This is a genomic window from Leifsonia sp. NPDC056824 (assembly GCF_042789575.1).
Lineage (GTDB): Bacteria > Actinomycetota > Actinomycetes > Actinomycetales > Microbacteriaceae > Leifsonia.
This window is the reverse complement of sequence record NZ_JBHUAV010000003.1, coordinates 1-25391: the sequence shown is the minus strand read 5'-3', so window position 1 is coordinate 25391 and position 25391 is coordinate 1. Positions and strand designations below refer to the sequence as shown.

General features: G+C 71.4%; 27 protein-coding genes. 11 read left to right on the top strand and 16 right to left on the bottom strand.

The window, feature by feature from the left end:
* The first annotated feature begins 2 nt into the window (after nucleotides 1-2).
* The gene (locus tag ACFRFH_RS13025) at nucleotides 3-239 is read left to right on the top strand and encodes a hypothetical protein (protein WP_382463431.1); all 237 of its coding nucleotides are present in this window, start codon (nucleotides 3-5) and stop codon (nucleotides 237-239) included.
* 10 nt (nucleotides 240-249) lie between these two features.
* Entirely contained in the window at nucleotides 250-1257 is a 1008-nt protein-coding gene (locus ACFRFH_RS13020) for a LacI family DNA-binding transcriptional regulator (protein ID WP_382463430.1), read from the top strand.
* A 243-nt stretch (nucleotides 1258-1500) separates the two neighbouring features.
* On the opposite strand, the gene ACFRFH_RS13015 is transcribed toward ACFRFH_RS13020, so the two are convergent.
* Entirely contained in the window at nucleotides 1501-2739 is a 1239-nt protein-coding gene (locus tag ACFRFH_RS13015) for an MFS transporter (RefSeq protein WP_382463429.1), read from the bottom strand.
* Nucleotides 2740-2800: 61 nt separating this feature from the next.
* Complete coding sequence (locus tag ACFRFH_RS13010; protein ID WP_382463428.1) at nucleotides 2801-3274, bottom strand: MarR family winged helix-turn-helix transcriptional regulator; 474 nt, start codon at nucleotides 3272-3274, stop codon at nucleotides 2801-2803.
* A 63-nt stretch (nucleotides 3275-3337) separates the two neighbouring features.
* On the opposite strand from ACFRFH_RS13010, the gene ACFRFH_RS13005 reads away from it, so the two are divergent.
* Nucleotides 3338-4786 (top strand): amino acid permease, encoded by a 1449-nt coding sequence (locus ACFRFH_RS13005; protein ID WP_382463427.1) that lies wholly within the window; start codon nucleotides 3338-3340, stop codon nucleotides 4784-4786.
* Here the strand turns inward: ACFRFH_RS13005 and ACFRFH_RS13000 are convergent.
* The 7 genes from ACFRFH_RS13000 to ACFRFH_RS12970 form a co-directional block, all read right to left on the bottom strand.
* Nucleotides 4741-5424: a class I SAM-dependent methyltransferase gene (locus ACFRFH_RS13000; RefSeq protein ID WP_382463426.1), complete on the bottom strand. Its 684-nt coding sequence runs from the start codon at nucleotides 5422-5424 to the stop codon at nucleotides 4741-4743. The genes ACFRFH_RS13005 and ACFRFH_RS13000 overlap by 46 nt on opposite strands.
* An 85-nt stretch (nucleotides 5425-5509) precedes the next feature.
* Nucleotides 5510-5647, bottom strand: coding sequence for a hypothetical protein (locus ACFRFH_RS12995; RefSeq protein WP_179607953.1), 138 nt, complete (start codon nucleotides 5645-5647; stop codon nucleotides 5510-5512).
* A gap of 234 nt (nucleotides 5648-5881) precedes the next feature.
* Complete coding sequence (gene rplL / locus ACFRFH_RS12990) at nucleotides 5882-6268, bottom strand: 50S ribosomal protein L7/L12 (RefSeq protein WP_382463425.1); 387 nt, start codon at nucleotides 6266-6268, stop codon at nucleotides 5882-5884.
* 52 nt (nucleotides 6269-6320) lie between these two features.
* Entirely contained in the window at nucleotides 6321-6836 is a 516-nt protein-coding gene (gene rplJ / locus ACFRFH_RS12985; RefSeq protein ID WP_369960998.1) for a 50S ribosomal protein L10, read from the bottom strand.
* Between the two features lie 199 nt (nucleotides 6837-7035).
* A complete protein-coding gene (locus ACFRFH_RS12980; RefSeq protein WP_382463424.1) occupies nucleotides 7036-7854 on the bottom strand; it encodes an alpha/beta fold hydrolase in 819 nt (272 codons plus the stop codon).
* Nucleotides 7851-9521, bottom strand: a complete 1671-nt coding sequence (locus tag ACFRFH_RS12975; protein WP_382463423.1) for a sensor histidine kinase — start codon at nucleotides 9519-9521, stop codon at nucleotides 7851-7853. The genes ACFRFH_RS12980 and ACFRFH_RS12975 overlap by 4 nt, the downstream gene beginning before the upstream one ends.
* A complete protein-coding gene (locus tag ACFRFH_RS12970; RefSeq protein WP_382463422.1) occupies nucleotides 9518-10288 on the bottom strand; it encodes a response regulator transcription factor in 771 nt (256 codons plus the stop codon). Before ACFRFH_RS12970 ends, ACFRFH_RS12975 begins: the two co-directional genes overlap by 4 nt.
* A gap of 194 nt (nucleotides 10289-10482) precedes the next feature.
* Here ACFRFH_RS12970 and ACFRFH_RS12965 point away from each other — a divergent pair, with 194 nt between their 5' ends.
* Together ACFRFH_RS12965 and ACFRFH_RS12960 are read left to right on the top strand one after the other, a co-directional pair.
* Nucleotides 10483-12057, top strand: a complete 1575-nt coding sequence (locus ACFRFH_RS12965) for an ABC transporter permease (protein ID WP_382463421.1) — start codon at nucleotides 10483-10485, stop codon at nucleotides 12055-12057.
* 26 nt (nucleotides 12058-12083) lie between these two features.
* Nucleotides 12084-12755, top strand: coding sequence for an ABC transporter ATP-binding protein (locus ACFRFH_RS12960; protein ID WP_370056293.1), 672 nt, complete (start codon nucleotides 12084-12086; stop codon nucleotides 12753-12755).
* A gap of 60 nt (nucleotides 12756-12815) precedes the next feature.
* Here the strand turns inward: ACFRFH_RS12960 and ACFRFH_RS12955 are convergent, their stop codons facing one another.
* The 5 genes from ACFRFH_RS12955 to ACFRFH_RS12935 all read right to left on the bottom strand — a co-directional run bounded on the left by ACFRFH_RS12955 (nucleotide 12816) and on the right by ACFRFH_RS12935 (nucleotide 17596).
* On the bottom strand, nucleotides 12816-13463 hold the full coding sequence (locus ACFRFH_RS12955) for a pentapeptide repeat-containing protein (protein WP_382463420.1): 648 nt from the start codon (nucleotides 13461-13463) through the stop codon (nucleotides 12816-12818).
* 85 nt (nucleotides 13464-13548) lie between these two features.
* Entirely contained in the window at nucleotides 13549-14577 is a 1029-nt protein-coding gene (locus tag ACFRFH_RS12950) for a sugar phosphate isomerase/epimerase family protein (RefSeq protein ID WP_382463419.1), read from the bottom strand.
* Complete coding sequence (locus ACFRFH_RS12945; protein WP_382463418.1) at nucleotides 14577-15704, bottom strand: Gfo/Idh/MocA family protein; 1128 nt, start codon at nucleotides 15702-15704, stop codon at nucleotides 14577-14579. Before ACFRFH_RS12945 ends, ACFRFH_RS12950 begins: the two co-directional genes overlap by 1 nt.
* A gap of 27 nt (nucleotides 15705-15731) precedes the next feature.
* A complete protein-coding gene (locus ACFRFH_RS12940) occupies nucleotides 15732-16853 on the bottom strand; it encodes a Gfo/Idh/MocA family protein (RefSeq protein WP_382463417.1) in 1122 nt (373 codons plus the stop codon).
* Nucleotides 16850-17596, bottom strand: a complete 747-nt coding sequence (locus ACFRFH_RS12935) for a sugar phosphate isomerase/epimerase family protein (RefSeq protein WP_382463416.1) — start codon at nucleotides 17594-17596, stop codon at nucleotides 16850-16852. The genes ACFRFH_RS12940 and ACFRFH_RS12935 overlap by 4 nt, the downstream gene beginning before the upstream one ends.
* Before the next feature lie 149 nt (nucleotides 17597-17745).
* Between ACFRFH_RS12935 and ACFRFH_RS12930 the strand changes: the two genes are divergently transcribed.
* The 5 genes from ACFRFH_RS12930 to ACFRFH_RS12910 all read left to right on the top strand — a co-directional run bounded on the left by ACFRFH_RS12930 (nucleotide 17746) and on the right by ACFRFH_RS12910 (nucleotide 22799).
* Nucleotides 17746-18927 carry an ROK family protein gene (locus ACFRFH_RS12930; RefSeq protein WP_382463415.1) on the top strand — a complete coding sequence of 394 codons (1182 nt, stop codon included), beginning with the start codon at nucleotides 17746-17748 and terminating at the stop codon, nucleotides 18925-18927.
* 106 nt (nucleotides 18928-19033) lie between these two features.
* Nucleotides 19034-20164 carry a Gfo/Idh/MocA family protein gene (locus ACFRFH_RS12925; protein WP_382463414.1) on the top strand — a complete coding sequence of 377 codons (1131 nt, stop codon included), beginning with the start codon at nucleotides 19034-19036 and terminating at the stop codon, nucleotides 20162-20164.
* A 2-nt stretch (nucleotides 20165-20166) separates the two neighbouring features.
* On the top strand, nucleotides 20167-20913 hold the full coding sequence (locus ACFRFH_RS12920) for a ThuA domain-containing protein (protein WP_382463413.1): 747 nt from the start codon (nucleotides 20167-20169) through the stop codon (nucleotides 20911-20913).
* Between the two features lie 81 nt (nucleotides 20914-20994).
* Nucleotides 20995-22032, top strand: a complete 1038-nt coding sequence (locus ACFRFH_RS12915; RefSeq protein WP_382463412.1) for a Gfo/Idh/MocA family protein — start codon at nucleotides 20995-20997, stop codon at nucleotides 22030-22032.
* 35 nt (nucleotides 22033-22067) lie between these two features.
* The gene (locus ACFRFH_RS12910; protein WP_382463411.1) at nucleotides 22068-22799 is read left to right on the top strand and encodes a YqaJ viral recombinase family protein; all 732 of its coding nucleotides are present in this window, start codon (nucleotides 22068-22070) and stop codon (nucleotides 22797-22799) included.
* Here the strand turns inward: ACFRFH_RS12910 and ACFRFH_RS12905 are convergent.
* A complete protein-coding gene (locus ACFRFH_RS12905; protein ID WP_382463410.1) occupies nucleotides 22778-23536 on the bottom strand; it encodes a DUF998 domain-containing protein in 759 nt (252 codons plus the stop codon). The genes ACFRFH_RS12910 and ACFRFH_RS12905 overlap by 22 nt on opposite strands.
* Before the next feature lie 223 nt (nucleotides 23537-23759).
* On the opposite strand from ACFRFH_RS12905, the gene ACFRFH_RS12900 reads away from it, so the two are divergent.
* Nucleotides 23760-24731, top strand: a complete 972-nt coding sequence (locus ACFRFH_RS12900; RefSeq protein WP_382463409.1) for an NADP-dependent oxidoreductase — start codon at nucleotides 23760-23762, stop codon at nucleotides 24729-24731.
* Here the strand turns inward: ACFRFH_RS12900 and ACFRFH_RS12895 are convergent.
* Entirely contained in the window at nucleotides 24712-25263 is a 552-nt protein-coding gene (locus ACFRFH_RS12895; protein WP_382463408.1) for a GNAT family N-acetyltransferase, read from the bottom strand. The genes ACFRFH_RS12900 and ACFRFH_RS12895 overlap by 20 nt on opposite strands.
* Nucleotides 25264-25391 lie beyond the last annotated feature (128 nt).

The window sequence follows — 25391 nt, the reverse complement described above, 5'->3', positions numbered from 1 at the left end:
CGATGCGCGTGACCGACCCGAAGGAGCTCGTCGACATCGGCCTCGGCTTCGTCGGCTTCTTCGGGGCGGTGTTCGCGATCATCACGGCCGTCTGCGAGCTGACCGGTCAACCCGCGCTGACGTGGGCGCTGATCTCGCTCGTGCTCGTCGTGATCTTCATCGCTCTGCTGCAGGCGCGCCACCGCATCGTGGCGGCGCGCCTGCGGGCGGAGGAGGCACGAGCGGCCCAGGACTCCTGACGGGGGGATCATGGCAGGCATCGAGGAGGTCGCGCGCGCGACCGGCGTCTCCACGGCGACGGTCTCGCGGGCGCTGCGGGGGCTCCCCAACGTGTCGGACACCACGCGTGCTGCGGTGCGGCGCGCCGCCGACGAGCTCGGCTACGTCGCGTCGTCGAGCGCGTCCGGGCTGGCCAGCGGCCGCACCCTGGCGCTCGGCGTCGTCGTCCCGTCGGTCAGCCGCTGGTTCTACACGCAGGTGCTGGAGGGCGTCGACGCGGAGCTGCGCTCGGCGAGCTACGACATGATCCTGTTCAACCTGGGCGGCCACCGCGGCGACCGGGAGCGGGTCTTCCACCGCAGCATCCTGCGCAAGCGCACGGACGCGCTGCTGGCGCTGTGCCTCGATTTCACGCCGGACGAGCGCGAGCAGCTCGCGTCGCTCGGCCACCCGACCATCGTGGTCGGCGGCCCGGTCAAGGGGCTGCGCAGCGTCGGGATCGACGAGAAGGCCACGGCCAAGGAGGCCACCAACCACCTGATCGGCCTCGGCCACACCGAGATCGCCCACCTCGGCGGCGAGGACGAGGAGGGCCTGAACAGCAACGTTCCGGCCGGCCGGCTGCGCGGCTTCGAGAAGGCCATGCGCTCAGCGCACCTTCCCGTGCGGCCGGAGTGGGTCATCCCCGGCGGCTTCTCCCTCCCCGAGGGCCGCGCGGCGATGAACCGGCTGCTCGACCGCCCCGGCCCGCGGCCGACGGCGGTGTTCGCCGGCTCGGACGAGATGGCGATGGGCGCCATCCTCGCCGCGGGCGACCACGGACTGCGCGTGCCGGAGGACCTCTCCGTCATCGGCATCGACGACCACGACTTCGCGGCGTGCTTCGGGCTCACCACGATGGCGCAGAGCCCGTTCGAGCAGGGGGCGGTGGCCACGCGCATCCTCCTGGACGAGCTGGGCGGCGGCGAGCCGAAGGCCGGATCTGTCCGCTCATCGGCGCATTTGGTGGTGCGCACATCGACCGCGCCGCCGCGCTGAGTCCTGCGAGTTCGTACACGCGCGGGTGAATCGTTGCGGATTTGCACGAATTCGGCCGGATATGAACGATCAGCGTCCTGTGATCTGAAACAATAGGTCATGCGGCCGTTGGCCGATCGCGCCTTTCGGGTAGGCACGATCGACCGCCGACAGTCCGTCCGTACCGACGCTTCGGCGCGTACGGGAAGAGCCGCCCTGACTAGGACAGGGCGGCTCTTCGCTTTCTCTTTGAACCGGTTCAGGTCAGTCCGCGTCAGCCAGGGCCAGGACTTCCGCCTCCTGCTCACGCGTCTCGTGCGGGGCGTCGACACGCTTGAGGTGCTTGTGTCCGAGCATGACCAGGGCGGCGGCGATCAGGACCGAGATGGCGCCGGCGTAGAACGGGGTCGACCGGGCGAACAGGCTCGCCAGCAGGGTGGCCGCCGGCGGGGCGATCGCGCCGCCGAGGAACCGGACGCCGGAGTACGCACTCGAGGCGACGGCTCGCGGCAGGTCGGTGGCCTCCATCACGCACTCGGTCAGCACCGTGTTGAGGATGCCGAGCAGCAGGCCGCCGACGATCACGCACACGATCAGCGCGACCAGCGAGCCCACCAGCAGGCCGGCAGCGGCGAGGTCGAGCGCCAGCAGCGGCATGATCAGCCACAGCACACGGGTCCGCGGCAGCCGCGCGGTGAGGAGCGGCGCCACCAGGACCGAGGTGACTGCGAGCGCGACGCCCCAGCCGAAGAAGATCAGCCCGAGCGTGATCGCGTCCTTCACGCCGAGGTCGGCCAGCGCGAACGGCGTGTACGCCAGCAGCACGAAGAAGCCGATGTTGTAGAACAGCGCGGCGGCGGCCAGGAAGCCGAGCGCGGGCCGGCCGAGCGCGCGGAACGGGGCCGAGAGCTTGGTCGGGACCGGCTTTTCGGGGTTCTTCTTGAGCATGACGACGATCGCGATGAAGCCGATGGCCATCAGGGTCGCCGTACCGAAGAACGGCCCGCGCCAGCTCCAGCTTCCGAGCAGCCCGCCGAGCAGCGGGCCGATGGCGATGCCCAGGCCCAGCGCGGCTTCGTAGAGGATGATCGCCGCCGACGTCCCGCCCGCCGCCGCTCCGACGATGGTCGCGAGCGCCGTGGAGATGAAGAGCGCGTTGCCGAGACCCCAGCCGGCGCGGAAGCCGATGATCGTCCACACGTTCTGCGACAGCCCGGCGGCCAGCGCGAACACCACGATCAGCGCGAGGCCGATCAGCAGGGTGCGCTTGGCGCCGATCCGGCTGGAGATCCAGCTCGTGAAGAACATCGCCACACCCGTGATCAGCAGGTAGCTCGTGAAGAGCATCTCGGTCTGCGTCGGGGTCGCCTGCAGGCTGGCGGCGATCGCCGGGAGGATCGGGTCGACGAGGCCGATGCCCATGAACGCGATGACCGACGCGAACGCGACGGCCCAGACGGCGGTCGGCTGTTTGAGGATGTTGTCCGGCTTCTGATGGGACATGGACGGGTGAGGCCTCCTAGGTCTGCAGAGTGATGAAGAGTGAACGGTGAGGCGAACTGCCTCAGCGGCCGCCGACAGCCGCCGACGTCGCGGCGGACAGGTCGACGCGCGAGGCGATGATCTCGACGGTGGCCCGCATGGCGGCCAGCTCGTCGTCGCGGAGGTCGGCGAACATCGGCACCAGGGCCTCCGACAGCGTGTCGCGCCAGTCCTGGAGCGCGGCGGCGCCCTTCGGGGTGATCGCGATCTGCCAGGCGCGGGCATCGTCCACGTCGGCGATGCGCTTGACCCACTCCGACTCGACGAGGTTGCGCACGATCTTGGTCATCGTCGGCTGCGAGACGCGGCTCTGGGAGGCGAGCTCGCCGAGCCGCATCGCACCTGACGTCTGCAGCACGCTGAGCGTCCGCCAGGTCGCCGGGGACTCGGTGCTGCCCGTGACGCGGGCGGCCAGCCGGGCGAGCCGGTGGCTCGCGACGACGAGGTCGCCGAGGGTGGTGCGGAGCTGGGCGGTGTCGGTGGTGGTCTCGGTCACGACAGCCATTTTATATAGCTAGCCTATATAAATCAAGTCGGCCCATCCTGCTTGACTCTCCGGATGACCTCCACCGACCCGGCCGGCGACGGCACGTATCACAAGGGCCTCAAGCGACGGCACATCCAGATGATCGCCATCGGCGGCGCGATCGGGACCGGCCTCTTCCTCGGGGCCGGCGGCCGCCTCGCCTCGGGCGGCCCCGGCCTCCTCATCGTCTACGCGGTGTGCGGAGTGTTCGCGTACCTCATCCTCCGCGCGCTCGGCGAGCTGATCCTGCACCGCCCGGACTCCGGCTCGTTCGTCTCGTACGCCCGCGAGTTCTACGGCGAGAAGCTCGCCTTCGTGACCGGCTGGATGTACTGGATGTACTGGGCGATGATCGGCATCGTCGATGTGACGGCGGTCGCGCTTTACATGCACTTCTTCGGCAAGTACATCCCGGTGCTCGGCGACATCCCGCAGTGGATCTACGCGCTGGTCGCCCTGGCGGTCGTGCTCCTGCTCAACCTGCTCTCGGTGAAGGTGTTCGGCGAGCTGGAGTTCTGGTTCGCGCTCATCAAGGTGGTCGCGCTCGTCGCCTTCCTCATCATCGGCATCGCCTTCGTCGTCTGGGGGACGCCTGTCGACGGCCGCACGCCGGGCTTCGCACTGCTGGCCGACAACGGCGGCCTCTTCCCGAACGGAGTGCTGCCGCTCATCCTCGTCGTGCAGGGCGTCGTCTTCGCCTACGGGGCGATCGAGCTCATCGGCACCGCCGCCGGGGAGACCGAGGACCCGGCGAAGACCATGCCCCGCGCGATCAACACGATCCTGGTGCGGATCGCGCTGTTCTACGTGGGGTCGGTGCTGCTGCTCTCGCTGCTCCTCCCCTACACCGCGTTCAAGGCGGGCGAGAGCCCGTTCGTCACGTTCTTCTCGTCCATCGGCGTCGACGGTGCGGACGCGATCATGAACCTCGTCGTGCTGACCGCTGCGCTCTCCTCGCTCAACGCGGGCTTCTACTCGACCGGCCGCATCGCCCGGTCGCTGGCGCTGCGCGGTGCGGCTCCCCGCTTCGCGCTGCGGATGAACAGGGCGGGCGTGCCCTACGGCGGCATCGTCATCACCGGCATCGTTGCGCTGGCCGGCGTCGGCCTGAACCTGGTCGTGCCCGCCGAGGCGTTCGAGATCGGCATCAACCTGACCTCCATCGGACTGCTCACGGCCTGGGCGGTCATCGTGCTCTGCCAGCTCAAGCTGCAGTCGCTCGCCCGGGCCGGCCGGCTCGCCCGGCCCGCGTTCCACCTGCCCGGCGCTCCGTTCACGAGCTACCTGACCCTCGGCTTCCTCGCGCTGGTCGGGGTGCTGATCCTCCTCGACTACCCGATGGGCACCTTCACGGTCGGCGCGGCCTTCGTGGTCATCGTGCCGCTGCTCGTCGGCGGCTGGTTCCTGGTGCGCGGCCGGGTGCGCGAGCACTCCGCTCAGGAGGCGGCCGCGGCCTCCGAGGCGGAGCCGGCGGTGCGCTGAGCCAGCAGGAACGCCTGCCGCGACTTCTCGGGGGCCACCGGCTCGCGGATCAGTTCGGCGACGAGCGCGAAGCCGGCCGCAGCCAGCCGCTGCTTCACGCGGGCGGGTGACTGGCGGCGGGTGCGCAGGTCGAGTTCGTGCCCGTACGCCTGGCGCAGGTGCACCACGTCCTCGTCGCCGTGCTCGCTCACCTGGAAGCCGAGCAGCAGCCGGCCTCCCGGCCGGACCACCCGGGCGAACTCGGCGAGCACGGCGTCCTGCCGCTCCTGCGGGATGTGGATGATCGAGTACCAGGCCAGCGCGCCGGCGAGCTCCCCGTCCCGGTACGGCAGGGCTGCCATGGACGCGACCTCGAACGGGATGCCGGGGTGGTCGCGCCGCGCGACCTCGATCATCCCGGGCGACAGGTCGACGCCGCGCACGTCCACCCCGATGCCGGCGAGGAACCCGGACACCCGGCCGGGACCGCAGCCGATGTCGGCCACCGCTCCCCCGCCGTCCGCCGCCACCTGCTCGGCGAACGCCGTCAGCATCGCCCGCTCGATCGGCAGCTTCGCGAGCTCGCCCTCCAGCAGCGCCGCGTAATCCTCGGCCACCAGGTCGTACGCGACCCGAGCCTCCCGCTCACTCTCCACCACCCACCCGACCCTACAAGCACGAGGGGCACGTCGTTGTCGCTTTTCCGTGTGGAAAGCGACAACGACGTGCCCCTCGATGGTCGGGTTACCGCAGGTACCGGTCGTACAGGAGGGTCCTGCGGTAGAGATCCGGCGGGTGGGCGCCGCTGTCGCGGTCGTCACCGTGCAGGAGCGCGGCCCCGAGTCCGCGCAGGGTGGAGGCGAACGTGCGCCAGGTATTCATCGTGGTTTCTTCTTCCGGTTGTGCGTCCTTGCACACCGATGCACGCGGGCAGGCGCGATCGGACGCTCTGGTGGATGAGCGTCCGCGCTGCGCCGTGGTGGTTAAACCACGGAAGGCGCCGCCCCGTTACGGGGGCGACGCCCTCCACAACGCGGAACACTCTCTGGTACAGAAGGAGTCCGCGTCGCGTGGCTGTGTCAGCCTGCGGTAGAAGAAGCCCCGATGGGGCGTCGACTACTTGAGGTTGACGGTGGCGCCAGCCTCTTCGAGCTGAGCCTTCGCCTTCTCGGCGGCCTCCTTGCTGGCGCCCTCGAGCACGGTGCTCGGTGCGCCGTCAACGAGAGCCTTCGCCTCACCGAGGCCGAGGCTGGTGAGGGCGCGCACCTCCTTGATGACCTGGATCTTCTTGTCACCGGCGGCCTCGAGGACGACGTCGAACGCAGTCTTCTCCTCGACCTCTTCCGCGGGGGCGGCAGCGCCGGCACCGGCCGCAGCAACGGCGACGGGGGCGGCGGCGGTGACCTCGAAGGTCTCCTCGAACTTCTTCACGAACTCGCTGAGCTCAATGAGCGTGAGCTCCTTGAACGCGTCGAGCAGGTCCTCAGTCGACAGCTTTGCCATGATTTTCTCCTTAGTGTGTGTGGTTACTCACCGCTACTTGGTCCGTGAGGACTCAGGCAGCGGACTCCTGCTTCTCACGCAGCGCGTCGACCGTGCGAACGGCCTTCGACAGCGGTGCGTTGAACAGATATGCGGCTCCGAACAGCGAGGCCTTGAAGGCGCCGGCCAGCTTGGCCAGCAGAACCTCACGGGACTCGAGGTCGGCGAGCTTGCCTACCTCTTCTGCGGTCAGCGGGTTACCGTCGAAGTAACCGCCCTTGACCACCAGCAGAGGGTTTGCCTTGGTGAAGTCGCGCAGAGCCTTCGCGACGGCGACGGGGTCGCCGTGCACGAACGCGATCGCGGACGGCCCGACCAGTTCCTCGTCGAACGACGAGATTCCCTGGTTGTTGGCCGCGATCTTGGTCAGCGTGTTCTTCACCACGGCGTAGGTCGCGTGCTCACTGATGGACTTGCGCAGCGTCTTGAGCTGAGCAACAGTGAGACCGCGGTACTCGGTCAGCAGAACGGCGGTCGAGCTCTCGAACAGTCCTTCGAGCTCGGCGACCGTGGCTTCCTTGTTCGCCATGGCTACTCCTCGGTTGTCTTCATGCACACCGCGGGAGCGGTGTGCGCCTCGACCGCGGGCAAAGAAAAAAGCTCCGGCGCAAGGGCACGGAGCTCGTCGTCGCAGCGAACTGCGGGAATCGCTTCACACACCTGCGCGGGCCCCCACCTGAGTGAGTCTTCGGACGTGCATGCACGTCAACCAGCGGTCTTTGGCTTCGTCAAGGGTACGGGATGGGGTGGGCCGGTTGCAAATCCGGTGCTCCGCGGTGGGCCCGCAGGAACTCCCCCACATCCCGCCCGAACCGCGGGTGCAACGCCACCCCGGCGTGCGAACGGTTCAGATAGACGACGTGCGAAGCACGCGGGAGTCCACGGACCGTCTCCGCGGCGAGCTGCAGCGGGTAGAAGAAGTCGCGTCCGCCGGAGACGACCAGCGCGGGCGCGGAGACGCGCGACAGCCGGTCGCGGACGTCGAAGCGTTCCTCGGCCTCCACCAGGGTGCGCAGCCCGTCCGGGTCGGCCGGCCCGGGCAGCAGCCGGGTGAGCAGCCGGACGGCGGGGGCCAGCAGCGGGGAGTCCATCGTCGCGAGCGCCAGCTCGGACGTCGCACCGGGGTCGCCGGCGCCGAGGAGGTCGGCGTAGCGGCGCTGTGCGGCCCTGCCGTTCGCGCCGAGCGTCGCCGCCCCCGCCGCGACCACGAGCGAGCTCACCAGGTCCGGATGGTCGACGGCGAGCTGGAGGGCGATGCTGGCGCCCGTCGACACCCCCATGATCGCCGCGGGGGCGCGGAACCGGCCGCGCAGCATCGTGGCGTACAGGTCGGCGACCTCCGCCATCGTGGCACCGGGCTGCAGCCAGGTCGGCCGGCCCACCGCGTGCACGCGGTGAGTGCGCGCCGGACCGCTGACGATGACGCGCTCGGTCAGCGCGTCCAGCCCGCGGGCGCGACCGGGCTCGGACGGCAGCCCGCGCAGGAAGACCAGCGGCGGGGCGGCGGGGTCGCCGTACGCGACCGTGGGCAGGACGGTTCCGGTCACTCCCGGTCCGCCCCTTCCGGCGCGTTCTCGGGTGCTGGTGCGTTCTCGGGTTTCACCGGCGCGTCCTCGACAATCGTGTCCTCGACCGTCTCGGCAGGGAGCGCGTCCGCCAGGGGCGGCTCGCCCACGAGCGGCAGCCGCACCGTGAACACCGTGCTGCCCGGCTCGCTGGCCACCGTGACCGTGCCGCCGTGCGCCTCCACCACCGCGGAGACGATGGCGAGGCCGAGCCCGGTCGAGCCGGTCGCGCGGTTGCGGCTGCTGTCGCCGCGGGCGAAGCGCTCGAACAGCGTCGACCGGAGTTCCTCGGGGATGCCGGGGCCGTCGTCCGTCACCGTGACCACGGCCTCCCGTGTGACTGCGTCCACCGCGAGCGCCGCGACCACCGTGGTGCCCTCCGGCGTGTGCACGCGGGCGTTCGCGAGGAGGTTCATCACCACCTGGTGCAGCCGCGGGGCGTCGCCGAGGACCTCCACCGGCTCCTCCGGCAGGTCGATGTGCCAGGTGTGGTCGGGGCCGGCCGCGTGCGCGTCGCTGAGGGCGTCGATCAGCAGCAGGGACAGGTCCACCGGGTCGCGGTCGAGCTCACGTCCCTCGTCGAGGCGGGCCAGGAGCAGGAGGTCCTCCACCAGGGAGGTCATCCGGGTCGCCTCCGACTCGATGCGGCCCAGCGAGCGGGTGACGTCCTGCGGGAGCTCGTGCGGCGACCGCCGGGTGAGTTCGGCGTAGCCGCGGATCGAGGCGAGCGGGGTGCGCAGCTCGTGGCTGGCGTCGGCGACGAACTGGCGCACCTTCTGCTCGCTCGCCTGCCGGGCCGTCAGCGCGGAGGCGACATGCCCGAGCATTCGGTTGAGCGCAGAGCCGACCTTGCCGACCTCGGTGTGCTGGTCGGTGTCCGCCTCGGGGACGCGCACCGACAGCGCGACATCGCCGCGGTCGAGCGGCATGTGCGCCACCTGCTCCGCGGTCTCCGTTACACGCGCGAGCGGCCTCATGGCGAGGCGGACGACGAAGCTGGCGATCAGGAAGGCGAAGACGAGCCCGGCGAGGGTCACGAGCCCGATGACGAGCGTGAGCTGCTGGGTGGTCGCCGTCACCTCGCTGAGCGGGAGGCCGATGATGACGCTGTCGCCGTTGTCGAGCTGCGCCGCGGCGATGCGGTACGAGCCGAGCTGGTCGCCGAGGTCGACGGTCCGGGGCTGGGAGTCCGCGGGTACGGTGAGCAGGGCGAGGCCGTTGATGGTCACCTGCTTGGGTCCGAGCGGCTGGTCGGTGGACGGCGAGGGCCGGTCGGAGAGGATGACCGGAGGGAACAGCAGGCCTCCATCGGCGCTTCGAACCGCGCCGAGGGTGCCTGTCGGCTGTCCTGGCGTCGTCACGACGCCTTGAGCCTGGGGGTTCGTCGGACCGCCCGCATTGATGCGGTCGGCCGTGTGCTGGCCGCGTTCGAGAGCGCTGATGAGCTGCTGGTCGAGCCGGTCCAGCAGGTAGTTCTGCAGCGCCAGGACGCTGACCGTGCCGATCACCGCTCCCAGCACAGCGAGCATCGCGACCACGACGAGCACCACCCGGCTGCGCAGCGTCCAGGAGCGGAACGGACGGAGGCCGAAGCGCCGGGCGCGCTCACGGCCGGGGGTCGGGGCGCCCGCAGTGCGGGCAGCGGTCATTGGGCGGCCTTCACCATGTAGCCGGCGCCGCGCACGGTGTGGATCATCGCGGGGCGCCCTGCGTCGATCTTCTTGCGCAGGTAGGAGATGTAGAGCTCGACCACGCTGGAGGAGCCGCCGAAGTCGTACGACCACACCCGATCCAGGATCTGGGCCTTGCTGAGCACGCGGCGCGGGTTGCGCATCAGGAACCGCAGCAGCTCGAACTCGGTCGCGGTGAGCTGGATGGGGGCGCCGTCGCGGTGCACCTCGTAGCTGTCCTCGTCCAGCACGAGGTCGCCGACGATGAGCACCGGGTCGTCCTGGTCCGCGACGGCTGCGCGTGACCGGCGCAGCAGGCCGCGGAGCCGGGCGACGAGCTCCTCCAGGCTGAACGGCTTCGTGACGTAGTCGTCGCCGCCGGCGGTGAGCCCGGCGATCCGGTCGTCGAGGGAGTCCTTGGCGGTGAGGAACAGCACAGGCGCCTCGTTGCCGTCCGCGCGCATCCGGGAGAGCACCTGGAGGCCGTCGATGTCCGGCAGCATGATGTCCAGCACGACCACGTCCGGCTTGAACTCGCGGGAGAGCTGCAGAGCCTGCTGCCCGTTGGACGCGGTCTTCACCTCCCAGTCCTCGTAGTGCAGCGCCATCGCGAGCAGATCGGTGAGCGTCGCCTCGTCGTCGACGACGAGGACGCGGATCGAGCTGCCGTCTGCGCGGCGCAGGAGGGTACGGGGCTGGCTGGATTGGCCGGAGGCGGCTCGGGCGTTGATGGTCACCTTTCCCATTATGAGGAGCGGGATTGATGGTGTCTTTGTGAAAGCTATGGAGCTTCTGTGAACCGGTGCATCGACGCCGCTGCGCCGCATGTGAGCACCCTAAGCGGCACACGGCAGATCCATAGCCTCGCCATAGAGACCCGCTATCCCCCGACCCTAGCTTCACGATGAATCACTTTTCCGACCCAGAGATATGGAAGCCAATGTTCGGGACCTATCTGCGGCGCGAGCTCCTCAATCGCCGCAAGCAGACGATCATCATCGCGATCGGCATGGCGCTCGCGATCGCGCTCGTCATCATCGTCAACGCGGTCTCCGCCGGCGTCAAGGACGCGCAGGCGAGCGTGCTGCAGTCCGTGTACGGCGTCGGCACCGACATCACCATCACCGAGCCGGCCACCGCCCAGAGCGCGACTGCCCAGCAGGGCGCCGGCGGCGGGCCCCGCTTCGACTTCGGCGCGAACTCCGGCACCGACACCGGCGCAGGCCGCCAGGTGAACACCTCCCGGCTGGCGACCACCCGCGGCGACACGGTGATGGACGCCGCCACCCTGACCACCGCCAAGAAGGTCCAGAACGTGCAATCCGCGGCCGCGGTGCTGTCGCTGACCAACACCAGCTTCAGCGGCACCCTCCCCAACTTCCAGCAGCTGCGCGAGCAGCGGCAGGCCGGCGGCGGGTCCACGGCCTCCACTCCCCCGCCCACCGGTGGCGCTGACGGCGCGGGCGGCAGCTCGTTCACGGTCGACTCGTTCTCGGTGATGGGCCTCGACCCGGCCGGCAAATCGGTCGGGCCGCTCTCGTCCGTGACGCTGTCCAGCGGGCGCACCTTCACCGCGGCGGACAAGGCGGCGGATGTCGTCGTGCTCGACGCGGCGTACGCCAAGACCGCGTCCAAAGCGGTCGGCGACACCATCACCATCGGCGGCACCGACTTCAAGGTGGTCGGGATCGTCTCCGCGACCGGCGCCGACTCCACCACCGCGGCCAACGCGTACATCCCGATCGGCGTCGCCCAGACGCTCTCCGGGCAGGCCTCCAAGATCTCCTCGGTCTACGTCACGGCGGCGTCGTCCAGCGACATCGACCAGATCAAGGCCGACCTGACCAAGGCCCTCCCCGGCGCGACCGTCAGCACGCAGGCCGACCTGGCCTCCACCGTGTCCGGCTCGCTCGGCAGCGCGGGGCAGCTCATCGCCAACCTCGGCACCTGGCTCTCGGTGATCGTGCTGGCGGCGGCGTTCCTCATCGCCATCCTCTTCACCATCTCCGGTGTGACCCGCCGGACCCGTGAGTTCGGCACCCTGAAGGCGATCGGCTGGTCCAACCGGCGGATCACCGGCCAGGTCGCCGGCGAGTCGATCGTGCAGGGCCTCATCGGCGGCATCATCGGCGTCGCCGTCGGACTCCTCGGCGTCTGGGTCGTCAACATCGTCTCCCCGACTCTGACCGGCAGCGTCGGCGGCTCCGGTATCGCCAATGCGGCCGGCCGGGGAACCGGCGCCGGGACTGGCGGCGCGGGAACCGGCACCGGCGCGGGCGGCTTCGGCGGCGGCGGCTTCGGGGGCGGCGGGACCGGAGGCGGCGGAGCGTTCGCCGGCATCCGCCGGGCCGCCTCCACCACCACGGCTGACATCGCCCTGCACGCCCCGGTGACCCTGTGGATCATCGTCGGCGCGGTCGCGCTCGCCATCCTCGGCGGTCTCATCGCCGGTGCGATCGGCGGCTGGCGCGCCTCCCGTCTCCGTCCCGCCGCAGCCCTGCGCTCGGTCGCCTGAGCCCGGCCCGACCAGAAGGAGTCACCGTGTACACCCTCACGAACGTCACCAAGAAGTACCGCCAGTCCTCCCGCGAGGTGATCGCCCTCAGCGACGTCACCCTGGAGATCCCCGACGGCCAGCTCGTCGCCATCCAGGGCCCGACCGGCGGAGGCAAGTCGACGCTGCTGCAGATGCTCGGCGCGCTCGACCGGCCCACCTCCGGCTCGGTCGAGCTCGGCTCGGCGAGCCTGTCGAAGCTCGGCGACCACAAGCTCACCGGCATCCGCGCCAACGAGATCGGCTTCGTCTTCCAGGGGTTCAACCTGATCCCGACGCTGAACGCCCAGGAGAACGTGGAGACCGCGCTCGCGCCGCTCAAGGTGAGCGCCGAGGAGCGCAAGCGCCGCGCCGCGGAGGCACTCGCCTCGGTTGGACTGGCCGACCGCGGCAGCCACCTCCCGTCCGAGCTCTCGGGAGGTCAGCAGCAGCGCGTCGCGATCGCCCGCGCCCTGGTGAAGAACCCGGACGTGCTGCTGGCCGACGAGCCGACCGGCAACCTGGACGAGGAGACCCGCGACGAGATCATGGACCTCCTCGAAGGCCTGTGGCGCGACCGCGGCCTCACCGTCATCGTCGTCACCCACGACAGCGCCGTCGCCAAGCGCGCCCAGCGCCGGCTGCACATCAAGCACGGCCAGGTGAAAGAGGTCGCGTAGCGCACACCGCGACCGCTTCGGCGCCCGTCCCCGCGACACCGGGGACGGGCGCCGTCGCGTTCAGGGGTCGCGACTCGCCGTCGCGGCGCGCGGCGAACGGCGTGTTGCGTCCCCTGGGTGGTCAGGAGGGCGTGGCGACGACGACCATTCCGGCGGCCTCCGCCAGGAGGATCGCTTGGCGTCGTCGATGGTGGCGCCGCGAAGGCCGACGTCGGTCGGGTCGACGCCGGTCAGGTCGCTGCCGACGAGGTTCGCCGCCGAGAAGTCCGCGCCCGTGAGCACCGCGGCCGACAGGTCGCATCCCGAGAACACAGCCTCGGTGCAGCGCGCCCGGCTGAGGTCGGCCTCCCGCAGCCGCACCCCGGTGAAATCGGCGCCGCGCAGCTCGGCGCGGCCGAGATCGACGAACGACCAATTGCCGCCATCCACCTTCAGCAGCGCGAACTCGCAGCCGCTGAAGCTGCTCCCGGTGACCTTGCACCGCCGGAACGTGGCGTCGAAGAAGTTGCACCCGATGAACGTGCAGTTCACGAATGCGCTGTCGGTGTGCTCACTGACGTTGAAGCGCACCTTCCGGAACGTGCACGCGGTGAACGTCGCCCCCGCCGACCGAACCTCGGTCAAGTCGACGTCGATGAACTCCACCCCGTCGAACTCGACCCCGTCGAGCTCGCGCCCGTACCAGTCCTCGCCCCGAACGATCTCCACGCCCCGACCCTACCTTCGGCCGCCGAGACGTGAGTCGTTGCGGAAATCGCCCGCGCGATTCCCGCAACGACTCACGTTTCGGCGGTCAGTCCTGGTTGCTGAAGGCGGCGTCGAAGGAGGCGGTGGGCAGGTTCCAGAGCAGGGAGCGGATGTAGCCGACGGCCTCCTTGGCGCCGTGCAGGCGGTCCATGCCGGCGTCCTCCCACTCGATCGAGATCGGGCCGGTGTAGCCGATCGACTCCAGCGCGCGGAAGGAGTCCTCCCACGGCACGTCGCCGTGTCCGGTCGAGACGAAGTCCCAGCCGCGGCGCGGGTCGCCCCAGGGCAGGTGCGAGCCGAGCACGCCGGCGCGGCCGTTCTTCGGGCGCAGCCGGGTGTCCTTGCAGTCGACGTGGTAGATGCGGTCCTGGAAGTCCACGATGAAGCCGACCGGGTCGATGTCCTGCCACATCATGTGCGACGGGTCCCAGTTGAAGCCGAACGCCTCGCGGTGGTCGATGGCCTCCAGCGAGCGGACGCTGGTCCAGTAGTCGTAGGCGATCTCGGACGGGTGCACCTCGTGCGCGAACCGCACGCCCTCACCGTCGAAGACGTCGAGGATCGGGTTCCACCGGTCGGCGAAGTCCTGGTAGCCGGCGTCGATGATGGACGCGGGCACCGGTGGGAACTGCGCCACGTACGGCCAGATGCTGGAGCCGGTGAAGCCGACGACGGTGTCCACGCCGAGCTTGCGGGCGACCTTCGCGGTCAGCTTCAGCTCCTCCGCGGCACGCTGGCGCACGCCCTCCGGCTCGCCGTCGCCCCAGACCTTCGAGCCGACGATCGCCTGGTGGCGGAAGTCGATCGGGTCGTCGCAGACCGCCTGGCCCTTGAGGTGGTTGGAGATGGCCCAGACCTTCAGGCCGTACTTGTCGAGGATGTCGAGGCGGCCCTGGAGGTAGGCGTCGTCCTCCGCGGCCCGCCAGACGTCGAGGTGCTCGCCCGAGCAGGCGATCTCCAGGCCGTCGTAGCCCCACTCGGAGGCGTGCTTGGCGACCTCCTCCAGCGTGAGGTCGGCCCACTGGCCGGTGAACAGGGTGACCGGGTGCGTGCGCCCCGACTCGACGTCAGTCATCAGTTGGTTCCCATCTCGATCCAGGTGCCCGACTCGGCGGAGTCGATCACGGCGTCGGTGATCCGGACGGCGCGCAGGCCGTCCTCGAAGCGCGGCAGGCCGTCGGGGGTCTCCCCCGCGACCGCGGCGTAGCTGTCGGCGACGAACGCGTTGAACGCGTCCTGGTAGCCCTGCGGATGGCCGGAGGGCACGACGCAGAGGCGGGCGGCGTCGGCGCTGAGCTGGTCGGCGTCGCGCGGTACGAGGAGGCTGCCGGAGCGGCGGCCGACCCAGAGCGTCTCCGGCTGCTCCTGGTCGAAGGCCACGCTCTCCGCGCTGCCCGCGATCTCCAGCCAGAGCCGGTTCTTGCGGCCGGGAGCGACCTGCGACACGAGCAGGGTGCCGATGGCGCCGCTCTCGGTCTCGATGACCACCGCGGCGGCGTCCTCGGTCGTGATGCCCGCGTGCGAGGCGCGCTCGGCGAACACCGTGCGCTTCTTCGCGGACAGGCGCGCGACCCGGTCGCCGCTCACGAACTCCACCAGGTCGACCAGGTGCGAGCCGATGTCGGCGAAGGCGCGGGAGCGGCCGCCCTGCTCCGAGTCCACGCGCCAGTTGTCGTCGCCGGAGGCCAGCAGCCAATCCTGCAGGTAGGAGGCGTTCACGGTGAGCACCTGCCCTGCCGAGCCGGACGCGAAGCGCGCCCTGGCCTCCCGCACGAGCGGGTGGAAGCGGTACACGAACGGCACGGTCGCGATGCGGCCGGCCGCGGCGGCGACCAGCGCCTCCGCGTCGGACACCGTCGTCGCCAGGGGCTTCTCGCAGACCACGTCCTTGCCGGAGGCCAGCACGGCCGCGGCCTGCGCGGCGTGCAGCGCGTTCGGCGTGGTGACGTGCACGACGTCGATCGCGTCGTCGGCGAGCACCTCCTCCAGTGATCCGTACGCCCGGCCGATCCCGAGGCGCTCGGCCGCGGCGGCCGAGCGCTCGGGCGACGACGAGACGATGCCCGCCAGTTCGGCGCGCGCGGCCCGCGCAGCGCGCGAGTGCACCTCCGCCATGAAGCCGCCGCCGACGATCGCGACGCGCAGCCGCGACCCGGCCGTGCTCTCGTCACGCCGGCTCAGTCCACCCGACTCGCTGCTCACGCTGCTCCGTTCGTCCGTCGATCCGGGTCAGGCCAGAGTCGCCGCGCGCGGGTCCAGAGTCGCCGCGCGCGGGTCCCAGTCCTCCGGCAGGGCGGGTGCGACCTCGACGGTGCTCTTCACATCCACCGCGACCCCGGACGTACCGGCCTCGATGGTGGCGACCATCACGTCGAGGACGTGGAAGGCCTGCTCGCCCGAGGCGCGCTCCGGCACACCCGCGCGGATCGCCCGGGCCAGCTCGACGACGCCGATGCCGCGGCCGTTGGTGGTGCCGGTCGCCGGCAGCGTCTCGATGCCGCCCGCGCCGTGCACCAGGAGGTCGCCCTCGAAGGTGTTCGGGTCCGGGACCACGAGCGTGGCCTCCAGGCCGGCGACCTCGAACTGGGTGCGGCCGAGCTTGGAGTCGAAGCTGAAGATCGACTGCGCGGTCTGGCCGCTCTCGAACTCGTACAGCGCGCTGACGTGCGTCGGCACGGTGACCGCGAACGACTCGCCTGCGCGAGGGCCGGAGCCGATGACGCGCGACTCCTTCGCCTTGGACGCGACGGCCGACACACGCTTGACCGGGCCGAAGAGCTGCACCAGCGCGGTGAGGTAGTACGGGCCGATGTCGAACAGCGGGCCGGCGCCCTCCTGGAACAGGAAGTCCGGGTTCGGGTGCCACGACTCGGGGCCGGCGCTCTGCATGAGCGTGAGCGCGGTCAGCGGCGCGCCGATGGCGCCGCTCTCGAGCAGGCGGCGCGACGACTGGATGCCGGCCCCGAGGAAGGTGTCCGGCGCCGTGGCGACGCGCAGGCCCTTCTCGTGCGCGACCTCCAGCAGCTGCACGCCGCTGGCGCGGTCGAGCGCGAACGGCTTCTCGCTCCAGACGTGCTTGCCCGCGGCGAGCGCCTGCAGCGCCACCTCGACGTGCACCTTGGGGATGGTGAGGTTGACCACGATCTCGATCGTGTCGTCCGCCAGCAGCTCCTCGACGGTGCCGGAGCCCGGAACGCCGTACTTGTCGGCCTGGGCCTTCGCGCGGTCCAGGTCGATGTCGGCGACGAAGCGCACGTCGAGGTCCGGGAACGCGGTGAGGTTCTCGAGGTACTGGTTGCTGATGACGCCGGCGCCGATGAGGCCGACGCCGACCTTTCCGGTGCCGGTCACGCGAAGGCCTCCGAGGTGAGGTAGGCGAAGCTGTCGGCGACGGCCTGGAAGCGGTCGCCGCGGGAGTCGTCGAGCTCGATGACGCGGAGGGCGTTCGGCGCGGCGTCGATGATGGCGGCGACGGGCACGGAGCCCTGGCCGACGGCGACCTGGTCCTTGGTCTCCGTGGTGCCGGGGCCGTCCTTGATGTGGAGGGCGACGACGCGGTCGCCGAGCTTGGTGAGCAGCTCGACCGGGTCCTTGCCGCCGACGATCACCCAGTAGGTGTCGACTTCGAGCACGACCTCGGGGGCGAGCTTGCTCGCGAAGTACTCCAGCGCGGTGACGCCCTCGATGGTGCTCTCGAGCTCGTGGGCGTGGTTGTGGTAGCCGACACGGACGCCGTGCTTCGCGGCGACCTGGGCGGCGGCGTTGAGGGCGGCGGCGGTGGCCTCGACATCCTCGGCGGTGTGCCAGCGCTCGCCCGGCACATGCGGGTCGATGACCGTCTGGATGCCGAGGTCGGCGGCGGCGGCGAACACGGTGTCCAGGTCGTCGCGGCCGATGAAGCCCTGGTGGGTTGTGGGCGCGGTCAGGCCGGTCTCGGCGAAGCCCTGGCGGAGGCCGTCCGCGAAGTCCAGGAAGCCGAAGGGCTCGACCTGGGTGAAGCCGATGTCCGCGATGCGGCGGAGGGTCCCGACCGTGTCTTCGGTCAGAAGCTCACGGACCGTATAGAGCTGCACGGAGAGTTTTGACGTCGACATGGTTCTCCTCGTCGAGTTCGCTGGGGGTGTCGGCGCGCGAAACGGCGCCGACATCCATTCAAGCGAGACTTCTGCCGATTGTCAATCAAAAGTCGCCGCTCGATCGGCGGCCTTTGGACCGCCGAGCAGCCCTGTGGTTCAATACGTGCATGACCGACAGTGTCCGGGAGTCCGGCATCGTCGCCGCTGACGCCTCGGAACTCCTGGCGATCCTGCGCGACGGCGTTCCGCGTACCCGCGCGCAGCTCGCCGAGCTGACCGGCCTCGCCCGCTCGACGATCGCGGTGCGCATCGACACGCTCACCGAGTCCGGGCTGGTCGCGCCGGCCGGCGACGACGTCTCGACCGGCGGCCGCCCGCCCGCGCGCATCCGGTTCAACCCCGACTCGCGCGTCGTGCTCGGCGTGGACCTCGGCGCCACCCACGGCGTCGTCGCGCTGGCCGACCTCGCCGGAACGGTCACAAGCAGCGACTCCCGCCGGCTCCAGATCTCCGACGGACCGGAGGCCGTGCTCGACTGGGCCCTCGAGACCGCCGAGCGCCTGTACGCCGCGACCGGACGCCCGCTCGGCGACCTGGTCGGCGTCGGCGTCGGGGTGCCCGGACCGGTCGAGCACTCCACGGGCCTCCCGGTCAACCCGCCGATCATGCCCGGCTGGGACCGCTTCGACATCCCCGCCTATGTGCGGCGCGTCTTCGACGTGCCGGTGCTGGTCGACAACGACGTGAACCTGCTCGCGCTCGGCGAGCACGCCCTCGCCTGGCCCGACCAGTCCGAGCTGCTCTTCGTCAAGGTCGCCACCGGCATCGGCGCCGGCATCATCAGCGGAGGCCGCCTGCAGCGCGGCGCGCAGGGCTCGGCCGGCGACCTCGGCCACGTCCGCGTGCCGTTCACCAGCGAGACGCCGAGCCACGGCGCCCGCGACGCCGACCTCGAGGCCCTCGCGAGCGGCCCGGCCATCGCACGGGCGCTCACTGCGGCGGGCATCCCTGCCGAGACCAGCGACGACGTCGTGGCGCTCGCCCGCACCGGCAACGCCGAGGTGCTGCAGGCCATCCGCCAGGCCGGCCGGGACCTGGGCGAAGTCGTCGCGACCTGCGTCAACCTCCTGAACCCCTCGCTCGTCGTCGTCGGCGGCAGCCTGTCGCAGGTCGGCGAGCAGCTCCTCGCCGGGGTGCGGGAGGTCGTCTACCAGCGCTCGACCCCGCTCGCGACCCAGCATCTCACCATCACCCAGTCCCGCTCCGGCGAGACCGGCGGCGCCATCGGGGCGGCCATCATGGTCATCCAGGACACCCTCGGCGTCGCCTCCCGTCCCCTCCCCCGCTGAGCCGCCACCGTCCACCGTCCACCTCCGCGCGCCGGGAAGGTCGAATCGATTCGACCGGGCGCCGCGGTACCGATCTCCACAACACCACCCCTTCGAAAGGACCGCAGTGACCACCGCATCCACCCCGCTCCGCGCCGGCGTCGTCGGCCTCGGCTGGGCCGGCCAGCAGCACATGGCCGCCTACTCCGACCTCCCGGGCGTCGAGCTCGTCGCCATCGCCGGCATGGAGGACGGCCCGCGCGCCGAACTCGGCGAGAAGTACGGCGTGACCCGCCTCTACAGCGACTGGCGCGACCTCGTCGCCGACGGCGACCTCGACGTCGTGAGTGTCGCCGTCCCCACCTTCCTGCACGCCCCGATCGCCGTCGGAGCGCTGGAGGCCGGCATCCACGTCCTCAGCGAGAAGCCGATCGCGCGGACCGCCGCCGAGGCGCAGACGATGGTCGACGCCGCCCACAGCTCCGGCCGCGTGTTGGAGGTCGCCTTCAACCACCGCCGCCGCGGCGACATCGAAGCGCTCAAGGCCGCGATCGACGCCGGCCAGATCGGCCGGCCGTACCACGCGCGGGCGGTCTGGCTGCGCCGTGCCGGCATCCCGGCGCTCGGCAGCTGGTTCACCAACCGCGAGATGGCCGGCGGCGGACCGCTGATCGACATCGGCGTGCACGTCCTCGACTACGCCCTGCACCTGTTCGGCGAGCCGCAGGTGACCGCGGTCTCCGCCGTCACCCACTCGGAGCTCGGCGCGCGCGGCCGCGGCGGCGCGAAGAGCGACAAGCAGCACGTCGGCTCCGCCTACGAGGTGGAGGACCTGGCCAGCCTGCTGCTGCGGCTGGAGGGCGGCGGGTCCATCGTGCTCGAGACGAGCTGGGCGGCGTACCGCCCCGCGGGCGACGAGTTCGGCATCACCCTCTACGGCACCGAGGGCGGCGCCGACCTCCGCGTCGTCGACTACGCCCCCGCCGGCGAGCTGACCATCTTCACCGGAGAGGGCGAGGAGGTCGAGGACGTCGCGGTCACCGCAGACGCCGGCCGCGGCCACCTCGCGGTGGTCGAGACGTTCCTGGAGCACGTCGCCGATCAGGCGAACTGGTCGCACTGGGACGGCTCGCTCGCACTCGACCGCGCGCGCGTCATCGACGCGGCGTACGAGTCGGCCCGCCTCGGCGCCGAGGTGCGCCTGAGCCCGGCGACCGCCGGCCTCGACACGACCACGACTGAGACCCAGGAGGCCTGAGCATGACCGCACTGCGCACAACTCCACTGCGCGTGACCGTCTGGAACGAAGGCGTCCACGAGACCACCCAGCCCGCCATCGCCGCGATCTACCCCGACGGCATCCACGGCGCCATCGCCGCCGGCCTCACCGAGCTGCTCGGCGAGGAGGTCGCGGTGCGCACGGCGACGCTCGCCGACCCCGAGCACGGCCTGAGCGAGCAGCAGCTCGCCGAGACCGACGTGCTGCTCTGGTGGGGCCACATCGCGCACGACCAGGTCTCCGACGAGGTGGTGGAGCGCGTGCGGCAGCACGTCCTCGGCGGGATGGGCCTGATCGTGCTGCACTCCGGGCACTTCTCGAAGATCTTCATCCGGATGCTCGGCACCACCTGCTCGCTGCGCTGGCGCAACCCGGAGGGCGGGGAGCGCGAGCTGGTCTGGAACGTGAACCCCACGCACCCGATCGCGGCGGGCGTCGACCAGCCGATCGTGATCGACGCGCAGGAGATGTACGGGGAGTTCTTCGACATCCCGACCCCCGACGACCTGGTGTTCATCAGCTCGTTCACCGGCGGGGAGGTGTTCCGCTCCGGCGTAACCTTCACGCGCGGACGCGGGAAGATCTTCTACTTCTCGCCCGGCGACCAGGAGTACCCGGTGTACTTCCACCCGCAGGTGCGCCGCGTCCTCGCGAACGGCGTGCGCTGGGCCGCGCCCGTCGGCGGTGCCCGCAAGGCTCCGGAGGTCTCCAACCCCCAGCCGGTCTAACCATCCATCTGACAGGACACGCCGCCTCCGCACCGTGGGAGGCGGCGTGTCCTGTCAGTTCGTTCGGGGCAGACTGGTCGCATGGTCGACGTCACGCTGCCCGCTCCTCGCTTCCCCGACCCCGCGGACGCGCCGGCGCTGCGCTGGGGCGTGATCGGCCCCGGCGGGATCGCCGCCGACTTCACCGACGCGCTGCACGCGCACACGACGCAGCGGATGGTCGCGTGCGGCTCCCGCTCGGCCGAGCGCGCCGCGGCGTTCGCGGCCGCGCACGGCGCCGAGCGCGCGTACGACTCGTACGAGGAGCTGGTCGCCGACCCGGACGTGGACGTCGTCTACGTGGCGACGCCGCACAGCGAGCACCTGGAGCACGCCCTCCTCGCCATCGCGGCGGGCAAGCACGTCCTGGTGGAGAAGCCGCTCGCCGCGACCGCCGACCAGGCCAGGCGGATCGCCGCGGCGGCCAGGGAGACCGGCGTCTTCGCGATGGAGGCGATGTGGACCCGCTACCTGCCGCAGACCGACATCGTGCGTCAGCTCCTAGACGCCGGCGCGCTCGGCGAGGTGCGCGTGGTCACCGCCGACTTCGGCGGGAACGCCGCCTTCGACCCGGCCGGGCGGCTGTGGGACCCTGCGCTGGCGGGCGGCGCCCTCCTCGACCTCGGGGTCTACGTGGTGTCGTGGGCGTCGTTCGCACTCGGCGCTCCTGCCGGGATCATCGCCACCGGCACGCTGGCCCCGACCGGCGTGGACGAGCAGGTCGCGCTGATCCTCAGCTCGGCCCAGGGCGGCCAGGCGCTGCTCAGCACGGGCCTGCGCGCCGGCACGCCGTCGCTGGCGACCATCTGCGGCTCAGAGGGCAGGATCGAGCTGGACAGCCCGTTCTGGGGACCGAGCGGGCTGCGGTTGGTCGGCTCCGACGGCCGGGTCGCCGCGGAGTGGCGCGACCCCTACGGCCGCCCGTACCGCGAGGGGATGTCGTACGAGGCGGCCGCCCTCGCCCGCTACGTGGCGGAGGGCCGCACCGAGTCGCCGCTGCACTCGCTGGACGAAGCCGTGTCGACACTCGCCACCATCGACGAGGCACGCCGCCAGCTCGGCGCCGCGGGCGTGGGCTGACAGCGCGAGTCCGTGGGGCGAGGCAGAATGGACAGGTGTTCGACCGTTCCGCCACCCGCACCGCCGACCTTTACCGGCCGGGCGTCCTGGCGGACCTCGGCCCGAGCTCGTCCGCCCCGGCCCCGCGGCCGGTGGTGCCGGCCGTCCCCGGCGCGACCGGCCATCTGGCGCGGATCGTCGCGTCGTCCAGCGACCGCGTCGGCTGGCTCCGCGCCCGGAGCCGCGGGATCACCGCGACCGACGTCGCCAAGCTGTCCACTCCGCAGTCGCTGCGCGCGGCCGTCTACGACAAGCTGAACGGCTCCGGGTTCTCCGGCAACTCCTTCACCCAGCACGGCCGCAGCCGGGAGCCGGAGATCGCCGCCTGGGTGGCCGCGACCCACGGCATCCAGCCCTCCGACCTGCTCTTCCACGCCGAGCGCGACCGGAGGCACCTCGCGACGCCCGACGGCCTCGTCCTGCGCGTCGGCGGCCGGATCGAGCTCGCCGAGATCAAGACCACGAACAAGCCGTTCAACAGCATCCCGCGGCACTACCTCCGGCAGATCTGGTGGCAGCAGTACGTCCTCGGCGCCGAGCGGACGCTGTTCGTGTGGGAGCAGCACGACCGGTTCGTGCCCATCCACGACGAGCCGCAGTGCCAGTGGGTCGACCGCGACGACCGCGAGATCGCCCGGCTCGTGGCCCTGGCCGGCGACCTGATCGACCTGCTGCGGGAGGCCACTTCGCGGCCGACGGCCCAGGCTCAGCCGACGATCGCTTCCTGATCCGTCTGGTCGGCCTCCGCGATCTCCGCTGCGTCGGCCGACACGCTGCGGACACCGGACGGTCCCCTGACCAGCGCGAGAGCGTAGGCCGCCATCCACGCGATCGCGACCGTGGTGCCGACGAGTTCCAGCCACGCGCCGATGTCCGTCGCGACGTGCACGAGCGCGAGCAGTCCGCCCAGGATCGTGATGACGGCGACCGCGACGCAGCTCGCCAGGGACACGCGCGCGACGCGCGGCAGCCCGGAGGCGAACGCGACCTGGAGCATGGCGAAGCACGCCGCTGCGAAGCCGACCACCGCAGAGACGGTGTGCACGAGATCCTGCACGGTGGAGGCCGGGTCGACCAGCGGGACCGGGCAGTACGCCGTGCAGGTCACCTGCGAGGCCAGGACGAAGCACAGCGCCGCGAAGCCGAGGCTGACGGCGGGAGCCCACCGGTCCAGCGCCCGCACGGACGACCGGACGCGCCCGCTCGCCAGCGCCACCGAGAAGCCGCCCGCGGCGATGAGCAGCAGGGCGACCTTGAACGGGATGGCGGTGGGGGCGCCGACCGCGCCGAGCTCGCTCACGTAGACCGGGTACGGCACGGTGAGCCTGGCCGCCCAGATGATGGTCAGTCCGCTGAGCACGCACACGGTCCCGATCGCCAGCAGGACGGGGACGGCCCGTTGCCGGCCGCCGGCGAGAACGGGCAGGGCGAACGGCTGGCGCACGATACGCAGCAGTCGTCGCACGGGGGCTCCTCGGGAAGATTCGGGTCGAGGGATTCTAACCGGCGCATCCCTGCGAACGTCCTGAGCCGGGCCGCCCCTTTCTGAATGAGGAGGGAGGAGGCCTGAGCGGACCGGGAAACAGACTGTTCACACGCGGTGACCCGCCCGAAACACCCGCGACCACTCCGCGCGTTTGACTGGGAGCAGCCGCACCGACCGCGGCGACGCGACGAGGGGATCACGAATGCCGAACACGATGCGCGCCGCCCTCCTCGACGCGGCGGGCGACCCGGGGGCTCTCCGGATCGGCGAGGCCCCGACTCCCGACCGGGTGAACGCGGAGTTCCTGGTCAAGGTCGTCGCGGCCGGCGTGAACCCGCTCGACGCGTCCACCCGCTCGGGCAGCGGCGTGTTCGGCGCCATCCACAGCTTCCCGGCCGTGCTCGGCCACGACTTCAGCGGCGTGGTCGTGGAGTCGCCGTTCGCCGCACATCCGCTCCGGCCGGGTGACGAGGTCTTCGGGATGGTGATGGTCCCCCGCTTCGGAGGCAGCTATGCCGAGTACGTCTCCGTGCCCAGCGTGAGCCTCGTCCGCAAGCCGGCGACGCTCTCCCACATCGAGGCGGCGGCGGCCCCGCACGCGGCGCTGACGGCGTGGGGGATGGTGGTGGAGCTGGCCAAGGCGCACGACGGCCAGCGCGTGCTCGTGCACGCGGGCACCGGCGCCGTCGGACACGTCGCGATCCAGTTCGCCGCGTATTTCGGCGCTCACGTCATCGCCACGACCCCGAACGCGGACCACGCCTGGCTGCGCTCGCTGGGCGCAGCCGAGGTGGTGGACGAGGACGCCACCGGCTACGACCCCACCCGGCTCGGCGACAGCGTCGACGTCGTGATCGACCCGGCCCCCGACACCGAGCGTGCCACCCGCGCGCTCGCCCTCATCCGGCCGGGCGGCCTCCTCGTGCTGCACGCCCCGGCCGGCGTCGAGCCGGGGCTGGCCGAGGCCGCCGCTGCCGCAGGAGTGCGTGTCACCGGCTACACCGGCGCGCCGGACGGGAGCACGCTCGCCGTCATCGCCCGCCTCCTGGAGACCGGGAGCGTCCGCGTGCACGTCGACCGGATCTTCCCGCTGGACGAGATCGCGGAGGCCCACCGAGCACTCGAGCACGAGCACACCAAGGGCGCGATCGTGCTCAAGGTCGCGGAAGGCTGACCAGCGCGCGCTCCATCACCCAGTCGTCCTCCAGCCGGTCCCCGACCAGGAAGCGCTTGGAGCCGACGCGCTCGAAGCCGTGCTTGCCGTAGAAGCGCTGGGCCCGCGCGTTCTCCTCGTTGACGCCGAGCCAGATCCCCGCGGCCCCGGCCTCCGCCGTCACCGCCAGGCTGGCCTCCATCAGCCGGCCGGCGACGCCCTCGCCGTGGTGACCGGGGAGGACGTAGCACTTGCTGAGCTCGGCGGTCGGGCGCGCCCGCACGGCGGCCCGCACGTCGGCGTCCGTCGGCTCGCCGAGGTTCACCATCGTGTAGCCGATCACGGCCCCGTCGTCGTCCTGCGCGACGAGCAGCCGCCGCGCCGGGTCGACCGTGTACTCCGCGAACCGCTCCGCCGACAGCACGGCCGCGATGAACGCGGCCTTGGCCGCGTCCGTGGTGTGCGGCGGGCAGGCGAGCGGGAAGGTCACGGCCGCGACCTCCGCCAGCGCCACCGCATCCGCGGCGGTCGCAGCACGGATGGCAACGGTCACCCCGCCAGCGTAACGCGCCTCCCCATCCGCCGAGGGGCACGTAAACGCCCCTAAAACCCGCGTTTTAGGGGGGGTTAGGGGCCCCCCCCAACCCCAAAAAGGCCCGGGCCCCCCAGGTGAGCGCGCCC